The organism is Paenibacillus antibioticophila (genome assembly GCF_000455265.1).
GTDB classification, from domain to species: Bacteria; Bacillota; Bacilli; order Paenibacillales; family Paenibacillaceae; genus Fontibacillus; species Fontibacillus antibioticophila.
On sequence record NZ_HG005139.1, the window covers coordinates 1,488,622 to 1,503,228 of the forward strand.

A 14,607-nucleotide genomic window follows, 5' to 3' on the forward strand; every position below is an offset into this window, starting at 1 on the left:
GGGATATTTCAGGAGGGAAGCCATGAGCTTTTTTAAGAAACTGAGAGAGAGTATTGCTACGAAAACCGAGACGGTGACCAAGCAGTTTAAGGACGGCCTGGAGAAGAGCCGCAAAGGCTTTGTCGAAAAGGTAAGCGACTTGATCACCCGCCGCAAGAAGATTGATGAGGAATTCTTCGAGGAGCTCGAAGAGATTTTGATCGGTGCGGATGTCGGCGTGAACACGGTCATGAAGCTGGTTGAAGAGCTGCGCGGCGAAGTAAGAAAGCAGCGGATCGAGGATCCGGCGGAGCTGCAGCCGATTCTGTCCGAGAAACTGGTGGAGCTGCTGCGCGGAGATGAAGACAATGAAATCGCGATGAGCCCGGATGGAATCACGGTGATTTTGTTTGTCGGGGTGAACGGGGTTGGCAAGACCACAACGATCGGCAAGCTGGCCCATCATTTCAAGCAGCAAGGGAAGAAGGTCATCATGGCCGCAGGGGACACGTTCCGTGCCGGTGCGATTGAGCAGCTGGAGGTATGGGGCACCCGCGTTGGGGTCGAGGTGATCAAGCAGCAGGCTGGAGCTGATCCGGCAGCGGTGATGTACGACGCCGTTCAGGCTGCCAAGCAGCGCGGAGCAGATATTCTGCTCTGTGATACCGCGGGAAGACTGCAGAACAAATCGAACCTGATGGAGGAGTTGAACAAAATTTTCCGTGTCATTCAGCGGGAAATTCCTGGCGCACCGCATGAGGTTTTGATGGTACTGGATGCTACAACCGGTCAGAATGCGCTTAGCCAGGCCAAGCTCTTCGGCGAGAAGAGCGGCGTCACCGGGCTGGTGCTGACCAAGCTGGACGGTACGGCGAAGGGCGGCATTGTTATTGCGATCCGTCAGGAGCTGAGCTTGCCGGTGAAGCTGGTAGGTCTCGGCGAGAAGATGGAGGATCTGCAAAAGTTCGATTCCGAGCAGTTTGTGCACGGGTTATTCGCAGGACTTATTGCTGAAGATCCCGAGGAAGCCGAGGAGACGAAGTAGCCTTTACGTGGGAGTTCAAAAAACCTCTTTAAGGGAATAAGCGTCACATGTACGGATGCAAAAGCATACATTTTCAACAAGTTCGTTTTTAAAAGGAGGTGGAGAGGATGGCCAACACACATACTTACCCGCGGCGAGAAGAAGTCGCCAATGCCATCACGCATGGAATCGGCGCACTGCTCAGTGTTGCTGCACTGGTGCTGCTGATTGTCTTTTCTAGTATCAAAGGTACGGCTTGGCATGTGGTCAGCTTTACGATTTATGGTGTAAGCATGCTGCTGCTTTATACAAGCTCGACGCTGGTTCACAGTTTCAAAGAAGGTAAATTGAAGGATCTGTTTGAGATCTTCGACCACTCCTCCATTTATATCTATATCGCAGGGACCTACACCCCATTTATGCTGGTGGCTGTTCGCGGACCGCTTGGCTGGAGCCTGTTCGGCATCGTATGGGGAATTGCGTTGTTTGGCGTGCTGTTCAAGGCCTTTTTCACAAAAAGATTCCTGTTCATGTCTACGATCTTCTACGTCGTGATGGGCTGGCTAATTGTAATCGCCTGGGGCCCGCTAACTGCGGCGATTCCGTCTACAGGCATTACGCTGCTGGTTGCTGGCGGCATTATGTATACGCTGGGAACCGTATTCTATGTATGGCGGGCATTCCCTTACCACCATGCAGTCTGGCATCTGTTTGTTCTTGGAGGAAGTGTTACTCACTTCTTTGCGATCCTGCTGTACCTGCTTCCGCATTGATCCAGCGAATGTATAAGCCGCTTTTGTTAGCCGATTTCTCCGGAGAACCAAGGTTCTGTTCTGACCACGGAGAAGTCGGCAGCAAGGCGGCTTTTTTTCATGTAGCTGTGTCTTTTTCTTTACACGGATGCCCCTTAAAACGTGCTTTATTACGTCACTTTGAGCTGTTAAGGGAAAAGACTTGACATTGATACCCCATTTCGATATGATAAGGAACGTTGATACGTTGTAAAGTGTTTTTCCTTGACGGAGGGGGTGCCCAGATGAGTCAAGAAAATCGGCTTGAGAAGACAAACCGCATCAACCTATTGTTTGACTTTTATGAGAAGCTGCTTACTGAGAAGCAGCAGACGTTTATGAGATATTATTTCCTGGATGACTTCTCCTTGGGCGAGATTGCTTCCGAATTCAGTATTAGCCGTCAGGCGGTGTATGAGCACATCAAGCGGGCGGAAGAGATGCTGGAGACTTACGAGGACAAGCTGGGGTTGCTGCGCAAGGAAGAGGTGCGCAGTGAATTGTTGACCTCTCTGGGGCAATTGATACAAGATAGCGAGATGACTGGGTTACATAAGGAAAAGGCAATGGATCTGCTGCGCAAGGCAGTAGAACTATAAAGAAGTAATGGAGGTGATCCGATCATGGCATTTGAAGGTTTGACGAGCAGATTGCAGAACGTATTCAGCAAGCTGCGCGGAAAAGGCAAGGTGTCCGAAGAAGATGTTAACGAAGCGATGCGCGAAGTGCGTCTGGCCCTGCTGGAAGCTGACGTTAACTTTAAAGTGGTCAAGGAATTCATCGCCAAGGTAAAGGAAAAGGCCGTAGGCAGTGAAGTGATGGACAGCTTTACACCGGGCATGGTCATCATCGACATCGTAAACAAGGAAATGACGGAACTGATGGGCGGCAGCCAGGCCAAGCTGGCGAAGAGCAATCGTCCGCCGACCGTGGTCATGATGGCGGGCTTGCAAGGTGCCGGTAAGACAACCACTTCGGCGAAGCTGGCCAAGCTTTTGCTGAAGGGCAATCATCGTCCGCTGCTGGTGGCCGGAGATATTTATCGTCCGGCGGCGATCAAGCAGCTTCAAGTATTAGGTGAACAGATCAAGGTTCCGGTCTTCACCCTTCCAGAGGGCAATAGCCCGGTAGAAATTGCGCGTCAGGCTTTGCAGCATGCGAAGGATAACGGCAATGACTATCTCTTGATTGATACGGCAGGCCGCCTGCATGTGGATGAAGCGCTGATGGAGGAATTACGGCAGATCCATGAAGTGACTAATCCGGACGAGGTGCTGCTGGTCGTCGATGCGATGACAGGACAGGATGCGGTTAACGTTGCGGAGAGCTTCAATCAGCAGCTGACGCTGACAGGCGTCGTTCTGACGAAGCTGGACGGAGATACGCGCGGGGGTGCTGCGCTATCCGTCAAGGCGGTTACCGGCTGTCCGATCAAGTTCGCCGCGCTCGGTGAGAAGATTGATGCACTGGAGCCGTTCCATCCGGAGCGGATGGCTTCCCGGATTCTCGGGATGGGCGATATGCTCTCCCTGATTGAGAAGGCTCAATCGAATATCGACGCCGAGAAAGCCAAGGAAATGGAACGCAAAATGCGGAATGCAGAGTTCACGTTCGATGATTTCCTGGAGCAGATGGATCAGGTGAAGAAGCTTGGGCCGATTGACCAGATCATGGATATGATTCCCGGCATGGGCAAGATGAAGCAAATGAAAGACGTTAAGGTCGATGAGAAGCAAATGGGCCGCGTTGAAGCGATCGTGCATTCCATGACCAAGGAAGAGAAGCAGAACCCGGATATGATCAATCATAGCCGCCGCAAGCGGATTGCAGCAGGCAGCGGAACGACGCTGGCTGATGTGAACCGGCTGATCAAGCAGTTTGATGAAATGCGCCGGATGATGAAGCAGTTCTCGGATATGATGGGGCCGAAGGGCAAAGGCAACAAGATGATGAAGCAGTTCACCAAAAAGGCGGGCAAAGGAATGAAGTTTCCGTTCCGGTAAGCTCCTGTGAGCGTATCGGATGAAATAAATGATAGTTTGATTCTTTAAAGGAGGTGAATTTCGTGGCAGTTCGTATTCGTTTGAAACGCATGGGTGCTCATAAAGCTCCTTTCTATCGTATCGTGGTGTCGAATTCCCGTTCCCCGCGTGACGGCCGTTTTATCGAGGAGATTGGTTACTACAATCCGGTTGCACAGCCGGCAGTAGTGAACATCGACGAAGAGAAGGCGTTGAAATGGCTGCAAGACGGTGCACAAGCATCTGATACCGTTCGCAACTTGCTCAGCAAAGCAGGCGTTATGAAGAAATTTCATGAGTCCAAGCTTCAGAAATAATTGCTGATTCGGAGGGTCTCTAATGGAACAATTAGTCGGCGTTATTGCGAAGGCTCTTGTTGATCATCCGGACGATGTCCGTGTGAAGACTGTGGAGAAGGATCACCTGATTGTATATGAACTGACCGTACATCCTGATGATGTCGGGAAGGTCATTGGCAAGCAGGGAAGAATCGCCAAAGCGCTTCGCACGGTTGTAACATCGGCAGCCGTTAAGATGGATAAGCGGGTTACCGTGGATATCATGTCTTAAAGATATACGAAAGCGGGCTAGGAGGATTATCCTAGCCCGTTTTCGTACATGCTGAAGCTGAATGAAACGGAGCCAGAGAGTATTTTAGGAGGTAACTATGTCAGATTCATTATTGTCAGTGGGAAAAATTGTTAATACGCACGGAATTCGCGGTGAACTGAAAATTTGGCTGCAGACCGATTTCCCGGAGGTGCGCTTTGCGCCAAAGGCGAAGCTTCTTATTATGCATCCGGAGCATGGTGAGCAGATTACAGTTACCGTAGCTGCTTCAAGACCTTATAAACAGATGTATATCGTCCAATTTGCGGAATTCAATAATATTAATCAAGTTGAGAAATACAAGGGATACGAGGTGAAGGTATCCAAGGAAGAAAGCGTAGAATTGCCGGAAAATGAATACTATTTCCATGAAATTATCGGCTGCAATGTGGTTGATGACGAAGGAAAGGAGCTTGGCGTCATTCAGGATATCCTGCGTCCCGGGGCAAATGATGTTTGGGTTGTAAAGATGCCGAATCGTCAAGAGCTGCTTATTCCTGTCATCGATGATGTGGTGCTGGATGTCGATGTTGAATCCAAGCTGGTCAAGATCCACATGATGGAAGGGCTGTTGTAGCATGCGGATGGATGTGCTGACACTGTTTCCGGAAATGTTTGAGGGCGTATTTACGAGCAGTATCTTAGGCAAGGCTCAGGAAAAGGGCATTGTGTCGCTGTCAGCCGTTAATTTCCGTCAATATGCAGGCAATAAGCATGGGACAGTTGATGATACGCCGTATGGCGGCGGAGGCGGGATGGTACTAAAGCCAGACCCGATTTTTCGTGCGGTTGAGGATTTGCTGGGTCGGACGGAGCAAGGAACGGTCCCTCGGATTATCTTGATGTGCCCGCAAGGAGAGACCTTTACACAGCGTAAAGCAGAGGAGCTTGCGCGTGAAGAGCATCTGATTTTTATTTGCGGACACTATGAGGGATATGATGAGCGGATTCGCGAGCATTTGGTGACGGACGAGCTGTCCATTGGCGATTACGTGCTGACCGGAGGGGAGCTTCCGGCCATGGTCATCATTGACAGTATTACGCGGCTTCTGCCGGGCGTGCTCGGCAATGAGTTAAGCGCGGTAACGGATTCATTCAGCACAGGACTGCTGGAATACCCGCATTACACACGGCCGGTAGAATTTCGCGGCTGGAAGGTGCCGGATATTTTACTCAGCGGTCATCATGCCAACATCGAGGACTGGCGGCGGCGGGAAGCGTTGCGAAGAACATGGCTTAGACGCCCTGATCTGCTGGAACGAATGGAGCTTTCGCCAAAAGAGCGGCAATGGCTGGAGGAACTGCAAATAGACGAGGAGCATTAATTTCGTTGAAGCATAGAAAGCTGTCAACTTTCTTTATGTTGTTGCATATCATGCAAAGTTGGGTAATAAAAATTGGCATGATTTCAAGGCAGCAAGGAGGAAGTATAGATGGATATGGAGTACAGTTCCGAAATGGAGCAAGCGCAGGCCACACTGGGTGGCCAGCAGCAACCCACCAAAGATACAGGAATTCAGGAGGAGGAAGAGCCCCTGATTACTGTGGATGATATTTTAAACTTCTATAGCAATAGGCACTAAATAACGAGAGGCGGTTCGGAGGTCAGTAAAATTGACTTCTGAACCGCCTCTTTTATGCCTTGAACTTTCTGATCAGTCACATATTGACAACTCGAGACTATTGCGATAGTCTGTGGATATAAAGCAGACTACTGCAATAGTCTTAGAGGAGATGAAGATGACTTTATGAATAATAAGCTTTTTGATTCGGAGCTTAAGGTGATGGAGGTTTTGTGGGAACATGGAGCTATGACTGCCCGGGATATCGTAGATATATTAACGGAGCGTGTAGGTTGGAATAAGAACACTACTTATACGGTGATCAAAAAGTGTATTGAAAAGGGTGCTATTGATCGGGAAGAGCCTGGATTTGTATGTAAGCCGCTGGTTACGAGAGACGAAGTACAGCAGAGTGAAACGGAGCAGTTAATTGATAAAATGTTTGGCGGCTCCAGTGAATTGTTCTTTTCAGCCTTTCTTAAAAATCAGGGCATTTCAGAAGAGGAAGCCAAACGGCTTGCCAAGCTGATTGAGGAGGCGAAATAATATGCTGCACTTCAGGATGGATATGCCGCTGTATCTGATCGCTTTGTATGGCAGTGCTATGATTATTATCGTGCTGCTGCTTAGAAGCTTTCTGCGAGATCGCTTGCCAAAGTTTGTGTTTCCGCTGTTGTGGGGCGTAGTGCTTATTCGGTTGCTGTTTCCGTTTTCACTGTCCAGTCCGATTAGCGCGACGGTGCCTGAATGGCAGCAGCAGCAGCTTTCAGACAGCTCAAGCATCTATGTAAGTGGACTTATGGAAGGAACAGTCACCACAGATGTAAGTGCTTCGGAAGCTGTGGCCTATGCTACGGAGAGCTCCGACCACTTGATGGTAAACTGGTGGACTGTTCTGGCGGTTATATACGGATTAGGGGGTGCCGCCACAGCGGGAGTAATGCAATATCAAAAGCTTCAGTATTCCCGGAAATTGAAGAACAGCCTGTTAGTCGAGCATAATCAAAGCATCAACACCATTCTTAGGGACATGGGAATGGGGCATGTTTTAGTATTCACGAATGATCAAGTTGCTTCTCCTCTTGTGTGCGGTATTTTACACCCCAAGATTTATCTGCCGGCGAGCATAGATTTCCGCAACCATCAGCTTCTGCGGCATATACTTATTCATGAAACAATGCATATCAAGCGCAGAGATAATTGGCTGAAGGCAGTCATGCTGCTTGCATTATGCCTGCACTGGTATAATCCCCTGGTGTGGCTCATGTCAAAGAGCCTGGCCTCGGATTTGGAAGCTGCCTGTGATGCTGCTGTACTCAGAAAGACTGGTGCGGACGAACGGAAAAGCTATGCGGCGAGCCTTCTCACCATGGCAATCACCGGCAGCCGTCCGGCACTGCTTTATAGCGCCTTTTCCAAGACAGAAGTAGAGCGTCGCATTCAAAATGTTTTAAGCTACAAGAAGGCAACCGCCTTTGCTCTATCGGTTTCTATACTGTTTGTTCTGGCTAGTACAGTTGTGTTTGCAACCGGAGCGCAAGCCCCCTTTTCGTCGTACCTGAGCAGCTATTGCAGCAGTGATTCCTCAAGGTGGGCAGTCAAGGCGGAGCTTGCAAGAGATATCTCATTAGGTGAAAACGCAAGGCAGCGTGCTGATATAGCCATTTTAGATGTGCTGCGAGCGGATACTTCTCATGATCCTGATATTATTGTCCGGGAGGTTAAATCAGCACTGGCAAGAGAATTTAACGTAGAAAAGGGAGCTTTCCGGTTAGGAGTCTACCTTTTCCTGACGGATGATGAGGTAATGGAGGAATACTCCAGGGAGGGCATTACCCGGGGGCAGGACGGATTTTATGTTTACAATGGAGAAGCAGTAAGAACCTATGAGGATGAAATGCTCGGCTCGGTCCAGACACGGGAGCAGGGCGCAGTGGATATTGCTGTACACCGGGATCGTCTGGGTCAAATTACATCTGTAATGGTGCTAAAAGAGGGAGATGCCGAATTTGATCGCCGTACGAAGGAGATACAGCGGAACCGCTATGATACGGGCTCTGCCTCAAATTCTCCTGTGGTTGAGCAGACTACGGACGTTGAAGAGGGTACGGAACAAGGCTTCTTCAGATGAACAGTGAACAGTTGAAGATTCTGGCGCTGATCTCTATGTTGTTTGATCATTTTATACGTATTTTCCCGTTATCAGATGCTATTGTTCCTGTGGCGGATAGATTTGCTTCTATTGGTCTGGAAAATTTGAGCATATGGATAATGTCGTGGGTTCCACATGTTCTGATGTATTTTGGCCGAGTAGCAGCGCCTGTGTTTATGTTTTGTATTGTCGAGGGGTTCTTACATACCAGAAACATCCAAAATTATATCTTGCGCATTTTCTCCACTGCGATTCTGGCGCAAATTCCTTATATTCTGTTCAATCTGGCAGAAGATCGATTGTATGGTATTGCTGGGGATTGGAGGGCGGTCCCCTTTAATATCCTGTTTACATTGGGATTGGGGCTGCTCGCACTTTGGGGTTATGAAGAATGTAAGGGGAAAGGACATAAGCGGCTTGCAATCGGCTTGATCATACTGGCCGGGGCTCTGGCGCGTCTGTTTCAGTTTGAAGGCAGCGAGGGATACATCTTTATTATATTTATGTTTTACATATTGCGAAACCGCCCGGTTTGGCAAAGGACGCTGTTCTTTATTCCCGTGCTTGTCCTTGCGCGCTATAGATTGGTTGCTTTTACACTGGAGAATTTGGAGCTGCTACGAACCTGTATTCTGAATATACTCGGACCCTTTCTTGGTATTCTGGCAATTTGCTTTTATTCAGGTGAAAAAGGAGATACTGGCAGGAGATTTCAATGGTTCATGTACATATTCTATCCGCTTCATTTGATTGTTTTAGCTGTGATAGGATATTTAAGGGTTCCTTTTGTATGACAATTGGAGATGTCAGAAAATTATCCCATGTATTGATTTGTATACGTCCGAAGAAAAACGGCTATCCAAGGCAGGGGCTACACTTCCAATGCTGTGTTGGAGGCTATGGAAACTTAGTTCAATGAGCAAGGAGGACTTTCAAACGGAGTTTCCCTCTACCCACACAGAAACCTTTAAAACGAGTGGACGGAATGTATTCGACCAAGGAAAGATACTTAAGCGTTTGAATAATATTCCTACCTGATACGCTCCATAAATGGATTGGTAAAGGTTATCGCGGTTCTGAAGTTGCCAGTGGGAGCGGTGAAGATTCGCAATCATGATGATTTAGTGATAAGCTTGGGGCTTGCTATACAGGCACGTAAATGGGAAAATGGTATGTTTGAATTCTGAGTTTTAAAAGTAAAAAATACAATTCGATAAAAATGGATTGAAAATATCTAAACGTTCGTTTAAACTGGATTTAGGTAATACAAAAGAAGCCATGCGCTAACATGACTTCTTGAGTAGCAATAGTCGCTTTTAAGGGCGATCAGGCTAATAAAGGGATGAATGACAAAAAGTAGGCCATTTACCTTGTCCAGGGCGGCCTACTTTTTGTTGTGGAAAGAAAGTATAAGTACAACGAGTGTCGCAAATGAGATCATTAGCGTCAATGATTGGTATACTTCCACAGGCATCACCTCCCTTCCGAGAGGTTAGCCGACCGCCCTTGTAAGCCTATTCTATCGCTTGTTAAATTATAGCATGTTTTATTGTAGAGGAGTAGAAGATATTCCAGATTGGAATATTGGTTACTTCTTTTTATTTTGTCTAACCCAATAGCCAAATGTGATTGAGTTTCGGAAGTTGTGATTTGCGACATCTAAAATCGTGATTCACGATAATGAAAATATGGAGCTGAAATGCCGCTTCTTTTGTTTTGATAAATATAAATCTATTAAGAGTGATTTCGTACAATTTTATAAGGAGCTAGAAGATGTATTAAATTATGGTTCTCGCTTGACTGAATATGCTACCTCCTATCTGGTAGGCAATCAGATTACATTTAGCGGTGATTCTGATGTAGTGGACGATCAGACAAGTTCAACTGCATTGGGAGAGATAACAAGTCAAGACGGTGCGACATGTACAGTTAAAGGCATTACACTTGGATATGTACAATTAAAGGTTAGTCTGGTTAGTGATCCAACAGTCTATTTATGGCAGCGGATACGGGTAAAAGGTTTGATTTGATGAATAACTTTTTGCTAATTAGTTTATATTTATAATGGATTAAATGAACTCTATAAATTCGCTTGAACACTTTACTCTTTTTATTGAACCCCCTATAATTTTATTTAGTGGAATGAAAAGTTAGTGTTCAATTCCTTCTTAATAATGAAGAAAAGCCCCATTTATTATGGCTTGAAGAACGTGCAATATTTCTTGCGATGAGCTTGTAAATATGATATTATTACTTTTGTTGTGAATTCGGTGGTCCGCTGCGGATGATGAGGGAAAACAGAGGGTTTTCCGGAAGAGGCATGAACACCTGAGTGGAAGGAGGGAGTCCTAGATGAATATCGTTCAAGCGATTACGCAAGAACAACTTCGTAAGGATATTCCGAGCTTTCGTCCTGGTGATACTTTGAAAGTACACGTTAAGGTTATCGAAGGAACTCGTGAACGTATCCAGCTGTTTGAAGGTGTTGTAATTAAGCGTCGTGGCGGAGGAATCAGCGAAACTTTTACAGTTCGTAAAATTTCTAACGGTGTAGGCGTGGAAAGAACTTTCCCGCTTCATTCCCCGAAAATCGATAAAATCGAAGTGGCTCGCCGTGGTAAAGTGCGTCGTGCGAAGCTGTACTATCTTCGTGAACTTCGCGGTAAAGCAGCGAGAATTAAAGAAGTACGTCGTTAATTCATTAACGAACAAAAGGGGCTTGTTTGATCAAGCCCCTTTGTTGTCTTTAAATATAAGAGTCGATACATATTTTATGACAAAGCGAGGTCAGGAAACATGGAGCATTTATCAGAGTCTGAACAACCGGTCCAGCCGGAAGAATCCCCCGAGAACCCGCCCAAGCAAGGGAAGAGCGAGGCGTTGGAGTGGCTGAAGGCTATCGTGATCGCTGTCGCTTTAGTGCTCGTGATCCGCTGGCTTTTCTTTGCCCCTTTTATTGTAGATGGTCCTTCCATGCAGCCGAACTTCCATACTGGGGAGCGGATTATCGTTAATAAGATCATTTATGACATACGGGATCCAAAGTTTGGCGAGGTCGTGGTATTCCATGTGCCTACGGAAGGACGCGATTTCATTAAGCGCGTTATCGGTGTGCCTGGAGATGTCGTGGAGGTGGACGGCGATACCGTGAAGATTAACGGTGAAGTCATCGAGGAAACCTATATCCAGGACGTGCTGGATGAGAAACACGCCAATAACGAGCTGTATAACAGCAGACAGAACAATCCCACATCCAATTTTCCTAATGAATTTGTTCCTGATGGAACGGTGCCGGAAGGCTATGTGTTTGTCATGGGTGACAATCGTCCGGACAGTACGGACAGCCGGAGAATCGGGTTTGTTCCGTATAGCGATATCATTGGCCGTGCGGATCTCGTATTCTGGCCGATGCAGGATTTTGAATTCGTAAAACATAATTACGGGAACTAGAGGTGATATGCAATCATGACAATACAATGGTTTCCCGGGCATATGACCAGGGCAAGGCGGCAGATTGAGGAAAAGCTTAAGCTGCTGGATCTAGTCATTGAGCTGATCGATGCCAGGCTCCCCTTGTCGAGCCGAAACCCGATGATCGACGATATTTTGCAGGGAAAGCCTCGTCTGATCGTGCTGAACAAAGCGGATCTGGCAGACCCTTCGGTGACACGAGAGTGGATCGAATATTTCCGTGAGGAAGGTCATGCTGCTATCCAGGTGGACGCATCCAGTGGACAAGGCATCAAAGAGATCCCTGTTAAGGCAAAGGAATTAATGCGGGAGAAGATCGAGCGCCAGATTGCGAAGGGAATGAATCCGCGCGCGATACGGGCCTTAATCGTTGGTATTCCCAATGTGGGAAAGTCCACGCTGATCAACCGGATGGCTGGCAAAAATATTGCAGCGACCGGCGATCGTCCGGGTGTGACCAAGGCACAGCAATGGATTAAGATCGGTACTGAATTGGAGTTGCTTGATACACCCGGGATTCTGTGGCCGAAGTTCGAGGACCAAAATGTAGGCTACCGGCTTGCGGTAACCGGCGCGATTCGGGAAGAAATTCTGAATCTTGAGGATATTGCGTTTTTTGGTGTGAAATATCTGGTTCAGTATTATTGGGAGGCGCTCAGTGAGCGCTTTGATCTGAAGGAGCAGCCTCAAGATCCCGACAATCCGGATGAAATTGTGGCTGTGATGGAAGCCATCGGGCGGAAACGGGGATGTATTGTAAGCGGCGGACGTGTAGATCTGGAAAAGGCATCCGGAATATTCCTCCGAGAGCTGAGATCAGGCAAGCTTGGGAGATACACGCTTGAGGCACCGTTTCATCTGAACAACCCGGCTCTGCTATAAGTGCGGGTTCTACAAGAATAATGTGCGTAGAGACAGAGTCAGCCGAAGAAGCTGACTCTGTTTTGTTTTTTTACGCAAAGCTTACAAAAACAGATGCAAAATGCCGATACATATACTATAGAGCCGATAATGAGTAGACTTGTGCTCATTAGGCTGTTGTATTGCCGGAATGCCAAATAACTTGAAAAATGACTTGATATTGACATCTATGATAAGTTACTTGTAGAGAGAGTTGGGAGTGAGGTGGCATTATGGACGATTTGTTAGTTCATGAGCGGGAGTACTGGCAGCAATACCGGCATATTGCCGGTATTGACGAGGTTGGCCGGGGATGCCTGTTTGGCGATGTTGTAGCAGCGGCTGTTATTTTGCCCCAAAGGCTGGTGCTGGAGGGAGTTACAGACTCCAAGAAGCTAAGTGAGAAGAAGCGCGAGAAGTTATATGACATCATTATGAGTAAAGCTTTGGCCGTCGGTATCGGGTATGCAGACGCTGAGACGATTGACCGGATAAATATAAAACAGGCCACCAGGCTGGCTATGAAGCAGGCTGTCGGGCAGCTTTCGCTTGCGCCGGACCTTCTGCTGATCGATGCGGAACGGATTGATATGGAAATTCCGCAAGCTTCCTTGATCAAGGGAGATGCAACGAGCCAGTCGATTGCGGCGGCTTCGATCGTGGCGAAGGTCACGCGTGACAGATTGTGCAAAGGGGAGTGGGATGCCATGTACCCGGAATATGGAATCGGCACACATAAGGGTTATGCGACGAAGTTCCATCGTGAGCAGATTCAGGCGCTGGGACCTACTCCGATGCATCGGAAGAGCTTTATGACAAACCTGTTTATTGAGGAACAGACTTTGTTTTAAATGACCCGCCTATTGCCGGCGGGTTTTATATATCGTAATGACTAGGGGGGAGAGCATGAGTATTGGACCGATTATACGGGCGATGGCAGGGGAAATTAAGCCGGGAACGCCTAAAACTTTGGAGTTGAAAGCCGGGCAGGTTGTTCGCGGAACGGTGCTGAGCGTCTCCGAAGACGGACAGGAAGCCGTACTTAACGTGCAGGGCGTCAGGCTTCATGCAGCTCTTGAGACTCCTCTCCAGCCAGGCCAGACCACGCTCCTTCAAGTGCAGCCGCAGGCAGAGGATGGAATGATGCGGTTAAAGCCGATTCAGAGTGCGATGAATGGAGAGCTGACCGGAGCCGGGCTTTCCAAGGCATTGGCAGCTCTGGGGATGGATAATACTCCAGCAAACCGGGAGCTTCTGCAGATGATGCAATCGGCCGGAATTCCTTTGACCAAGGAGAATCTGGCCCAGCTGTCGGCGTTAAATGCTCAAAAGCCCGCATCGGTGAATTTATCCGAATGGATTCAGTCCGCAGGGATTGCCTTAAGCCGGTCGTTGCCGCTCACGGCGGAGACGGTCTCCGGACTGCATCAAGCCGTGTTTGGCCCTCAGCTTCATGTGCTGTTATCTTCCTTGGAGGAGCAACTTACAGCTTTGCTTAGTCAGATGAATGCACAGGGGGGCGAAGGCCAAAAAGGATCAGCAGCAGGGACTGGATCAGGTCCTGGAACCGCTGCAAACCCTACAGGAAGTCTTCTTGCTCAAGGGGAAAGCATTGCCGCAAACGCTAATGCAGGAAGAACTGTGGACGGTCAAGCTGCCGGGAACACGGGAAATCAGGCAGCGCCGGGGATGATGACGGCGGCTTCGGGCTCCGGCCTGTCGCAGATGCAGGAAGAGGCAGCGCCTCCTGCTGCTCCAAGCCTGGCCGCTGCAACTCCGGCAGAAGGGTCTGCTCTGCCGGAAGGGGGGCCGCCAGATGGCCGCAGCTGCATCGGCCAAGGGAGATGGCCGTGAGCTGCTGCAGAAGCTGCAGCAGGTGCTCACGGAGCTGAAGGGCGCCGCGCTTACGGAGGGCGCTGCGACTGCTTCTGCGGCTGCCGGCAAGCAGGCAGCCGCAGAAGGGCCCATGGCCGCCGGCATGGCATCGGCGGCCATGGATGGCGAAGCGCCTGCGGCAGCTTCGCCGGGAGCGCGCCCCCAGCCCCAGACGGAGTCGTGGGTGGGCGCGTGCTGAAGCTGCTCGGTGCGGAGCACGAGC

The 14,607-nt window shown here is 48.7% G+C and carries 19 protein-coding genes; 18 read left to right on the plus strand and 1 reads right to left on the minus strand.

Going from position 1 to position 14,607, the window contains the following annotated elements; all coding sequences use genetic code 11:
* The first annotated feature begins 22 nt into the window (after nucleotides 1-22).
* The 12 genes from ftsY (at nucleotide 23) to TX85_RS06745 (ending at nucleotide 8,932) form a co-directional block, all read left to right on the plus strand.
* The gene (gene ftsY / locus TX85_RS06695; protein WP_044478314.1) at nucleotides 23-1,024 is read left to right on the plus strand and encodes a signal recognition particle-docking protein FtsY; all 1,002 of its coding nucleotides are present in this window, start codon (nucleotides 23-25) and stop codon (nucleotides 1,022-1,024) included.
* Between the two features lie 107 nt (nucleotides 1,025-1,131).
* Entirely contained in the window at nucleotides 1,132-1,776 is a 645-nt protein-coding gene (gene trhA / locus TX85_RS06700; RefSeq protein WP_044478315.1) for a PAQR family membrane homeostasis protein TrhA, read from the plus strand.
* 263 nt (nucleotides 1,777-2,039) lie between these two features.
* Nucleotides 2,040-2,393, plus strand: a complete 354-nt coding sequence (locus TX85_RS06705) for a putative DNA-binding protein (RefSeq protein WP_044478316.1) — start codon at nucleotides 2,040-2,042, stop codon at nucleotides 2,391-2,393.
* Nucleotides 2,394-2,417: 24 nt separating this feature from the next.
* Nucleotides 2,418-3,797 carry a signal recognition particle protein gene (gene ffh / locus TX85_RS06710; protein ID WP_044478317.1) on the plus strand — a complete coding sequence of 460 codons (1,380 nt, stop codon included), beginning with the start codon at nucleotides 2,418-2,420 and terminating at the stop codon, nucleotides 3,795-3,797.
* Nucleotides 3,798-3,859: 62 nt separating this feature from the next.
* Nucleotides 3,860-4,132, plus strand: coding sequence for a 30S ribosomal protein S16 (gene rpsP, locus TX85_RS06715; RefSeq protein WP_044478319.1), 273 nt, complete (start codon nucleotides 3,860-3,862; stop codon nucleotides 4,130-4,132).
* A 22-nt stretch (nucleotides 4,133-4,154) separates the two neighbouring features.
* Nucleotides 4,155-4,385: a KH domain-containing protein gene (locus TX85_RS06720; RefSeq protein WP_044478320.1), complete on the plus strand. Its 231-nt coding sequence runs from the start codon at nucleotides 4,155-4,157 to the stop codon at nucleotides 4,383-4,385.
* Nucleotides 4,386-4,482: 97 nt separating this feature from the next.
* Nucleotides 4,483-5,001 carry a ribosome maturation factor RimM gene (gene rimM, locus TX85_RS06725; protein WP_044478322.1) on the plus strand — a complete coding sequence of 173 codons (519 nt, stop codon included), beginning with the start codon at nucleotides 4,483-4,485 and terminating at the stop codon, nucleotides 4,999-5,001.
* A gap of 1 nt (nucleotide 5,002) precedes the next feature.
* Entirely contained in the window at nucleotides 5,003-5,749 is a 747-nt protein-coding gene (gene trmD / locus TX85_RS06730) for a tRNA (guanosine(37)-N1)-methyltransferase TrmD (protein ID WP_044478323.1), read from the plus strand.
* A gap of 108 nt (nucleotides 5,750-5,857) precedes the next feature.
* Nucleotides 5,858-6,007: a hypothetical protein gene (locus TX85_RS26735; RefSeq protein WP_158297311.1), complete on the plus strand. Its 150-nt coding sequence runs from the start codon at nucleotides 5,858-5,860 to the stop codon at nucleotides 6,005-6,007.
* Between the two features lie 165 nt (nucleotides 6,008-6,172).
* Nucleotides 6,173-6,532, plus strand: coding sequence for a BlaI/MecI/CopY family transcriptional regulator (locus TX85_RS06735; RefSeq protein WP_044478324.1), 360 nt, complete (start codon nucleotides 6,173-6,175; stop codon nucleotides 6,530-6,532).
* A 1-nt stretch (nucleotide 6,533) separates the two neighbouring features.
* Nucleotides 6,534-8,117 (plus strand): M56 family metallopeptidase, encoded by a 1,584-nt coding sequence (locus TX85_RS06740; RefSeq protein WP_044478325.1) that lies wholly within the window; start codon nucleotides 6,534-6,536, stop codon nucleotides 8,115-8,117.
* Entirely contained in the window at nucleotides 8,114-8,932 is an 819-nt protein-coding gene (locus TX85_RS06745) for a TraX family protein (RefSeq protein ID WP_044478327.1), read from the plus strand. Before TX85_RS06740 ends, TX85_RS06745 begins: the two co-directional genes overlap by 4 nt.
* 590 nt (nucleotides 8,933-9,522) lie before the next feature.
* On the opposite strand, the gene TX85_RS28155 is transcribed toward TX85_RS06745, so the two are convergent.
* On the minus strand, nucleotides 9,523-9,612 hold the full coding sequence (locus TX85_RS28155; protein WP_222860704.1) for a putative holin-like toxin: 90 nt from the start codon (nucleotides 9,610-9,612) through the stop codon (nucleotides 9,523-9,525).
* Nucleotides 9,613-9,805: 193 nt separating this feature from the next.
* Here TX85_RS28155 and TX85_RS26740 point away from each other — a divergent pair, with 193 nt between their 5' ends.
* The 6 genes from TX85_RS26740 to TX85_RS06770 all read left to right on the plus strand — a co-directional run bounded on the left by TX85_RS26740 (nucleotide 9,806) and on the right by TX85_RS06770 (nucleotide 14,363).
* Nucleotides 9,806-10,168, plus strand: a complete 363-nt coding sequence (locus tag TX85_RS26740; RefSeq protein WP_148444344.1) for a hypothetical protein — start codon at nucleotides 9,806-9,808, stop codon at nucleotides 10,166-10,168.
* A 322-nt stretch (nucleotides 10,169-10,490) separates the two neighbouring features.
* On the plus strand, nucleotides 10,491-10,835 hold the full coding sequence (gene rplS, locus TX85_RS06750; protein WP_044478328.1) for a 50S ribosomal protein L19: 345 nt from the start codon (nucleotides 10,491-10,493) through the stop codon (nucleotides 10,833-10,835).
* A gap of 99 nt (nucleotides 10,836-10,934) precedes the next feature.
* Nucleotides 10,935-11,588, plus strand: a complete 654-nt coding sequence (lepB, locus tag TX85_RS06755) for a signal peptidase I (protein WP_044478329.1) — start codon at nucleotides 10,935-10,937, stop codon at nucleotides 11,586-11,588.
* Between the two features lie 15 nt (nucleotides 11,589-11,603).
* The gene (ylqF, locus tag TX85_RS06760) at nucleotides 11,604-12,491 is read left to right on the plus strand and encodes a ribosome biogenesis GTPase YlqF (protein WP_044478330.1); all 888 of its coding nucleotides are present in this window, start codon (nucleotides 11,604-11,606) and stop codon (nucleotides 12,489-12,491) included.
* Nucleotides 12,492-12,742: 251 nt separating this feature from the next.
* Nucleotides 12,743-13,360 (plus strand): ribonuclease HII, encoded by a 618-nt coding sequence (locus TX85_RS06765; RefSeq protein ID WP_044478331.1) that lies wholly within the window; start codon nucleotides 12,743-12,745, stop codon nucleotides 13,358-13,360.
* A gap of 55 nt (nucleotides 13,361-13,415) precedes the next feature.
* Nucleotides 13,416-14,363 carry a hypothetical protein gene (locus TX85_RS06770; RefSeq protein ID WP_049894844.1) on the plus strand — a complete coding sequence of 316 codons (948 nt, stop codon included), beginning with the start codon at nucleotides 13,416-13,418 and terminating at the stop codon, nucleotides 14,361-14,363.
* Nucleotides 14,364-14,607 lie beyond the last annotated feature (244 nt).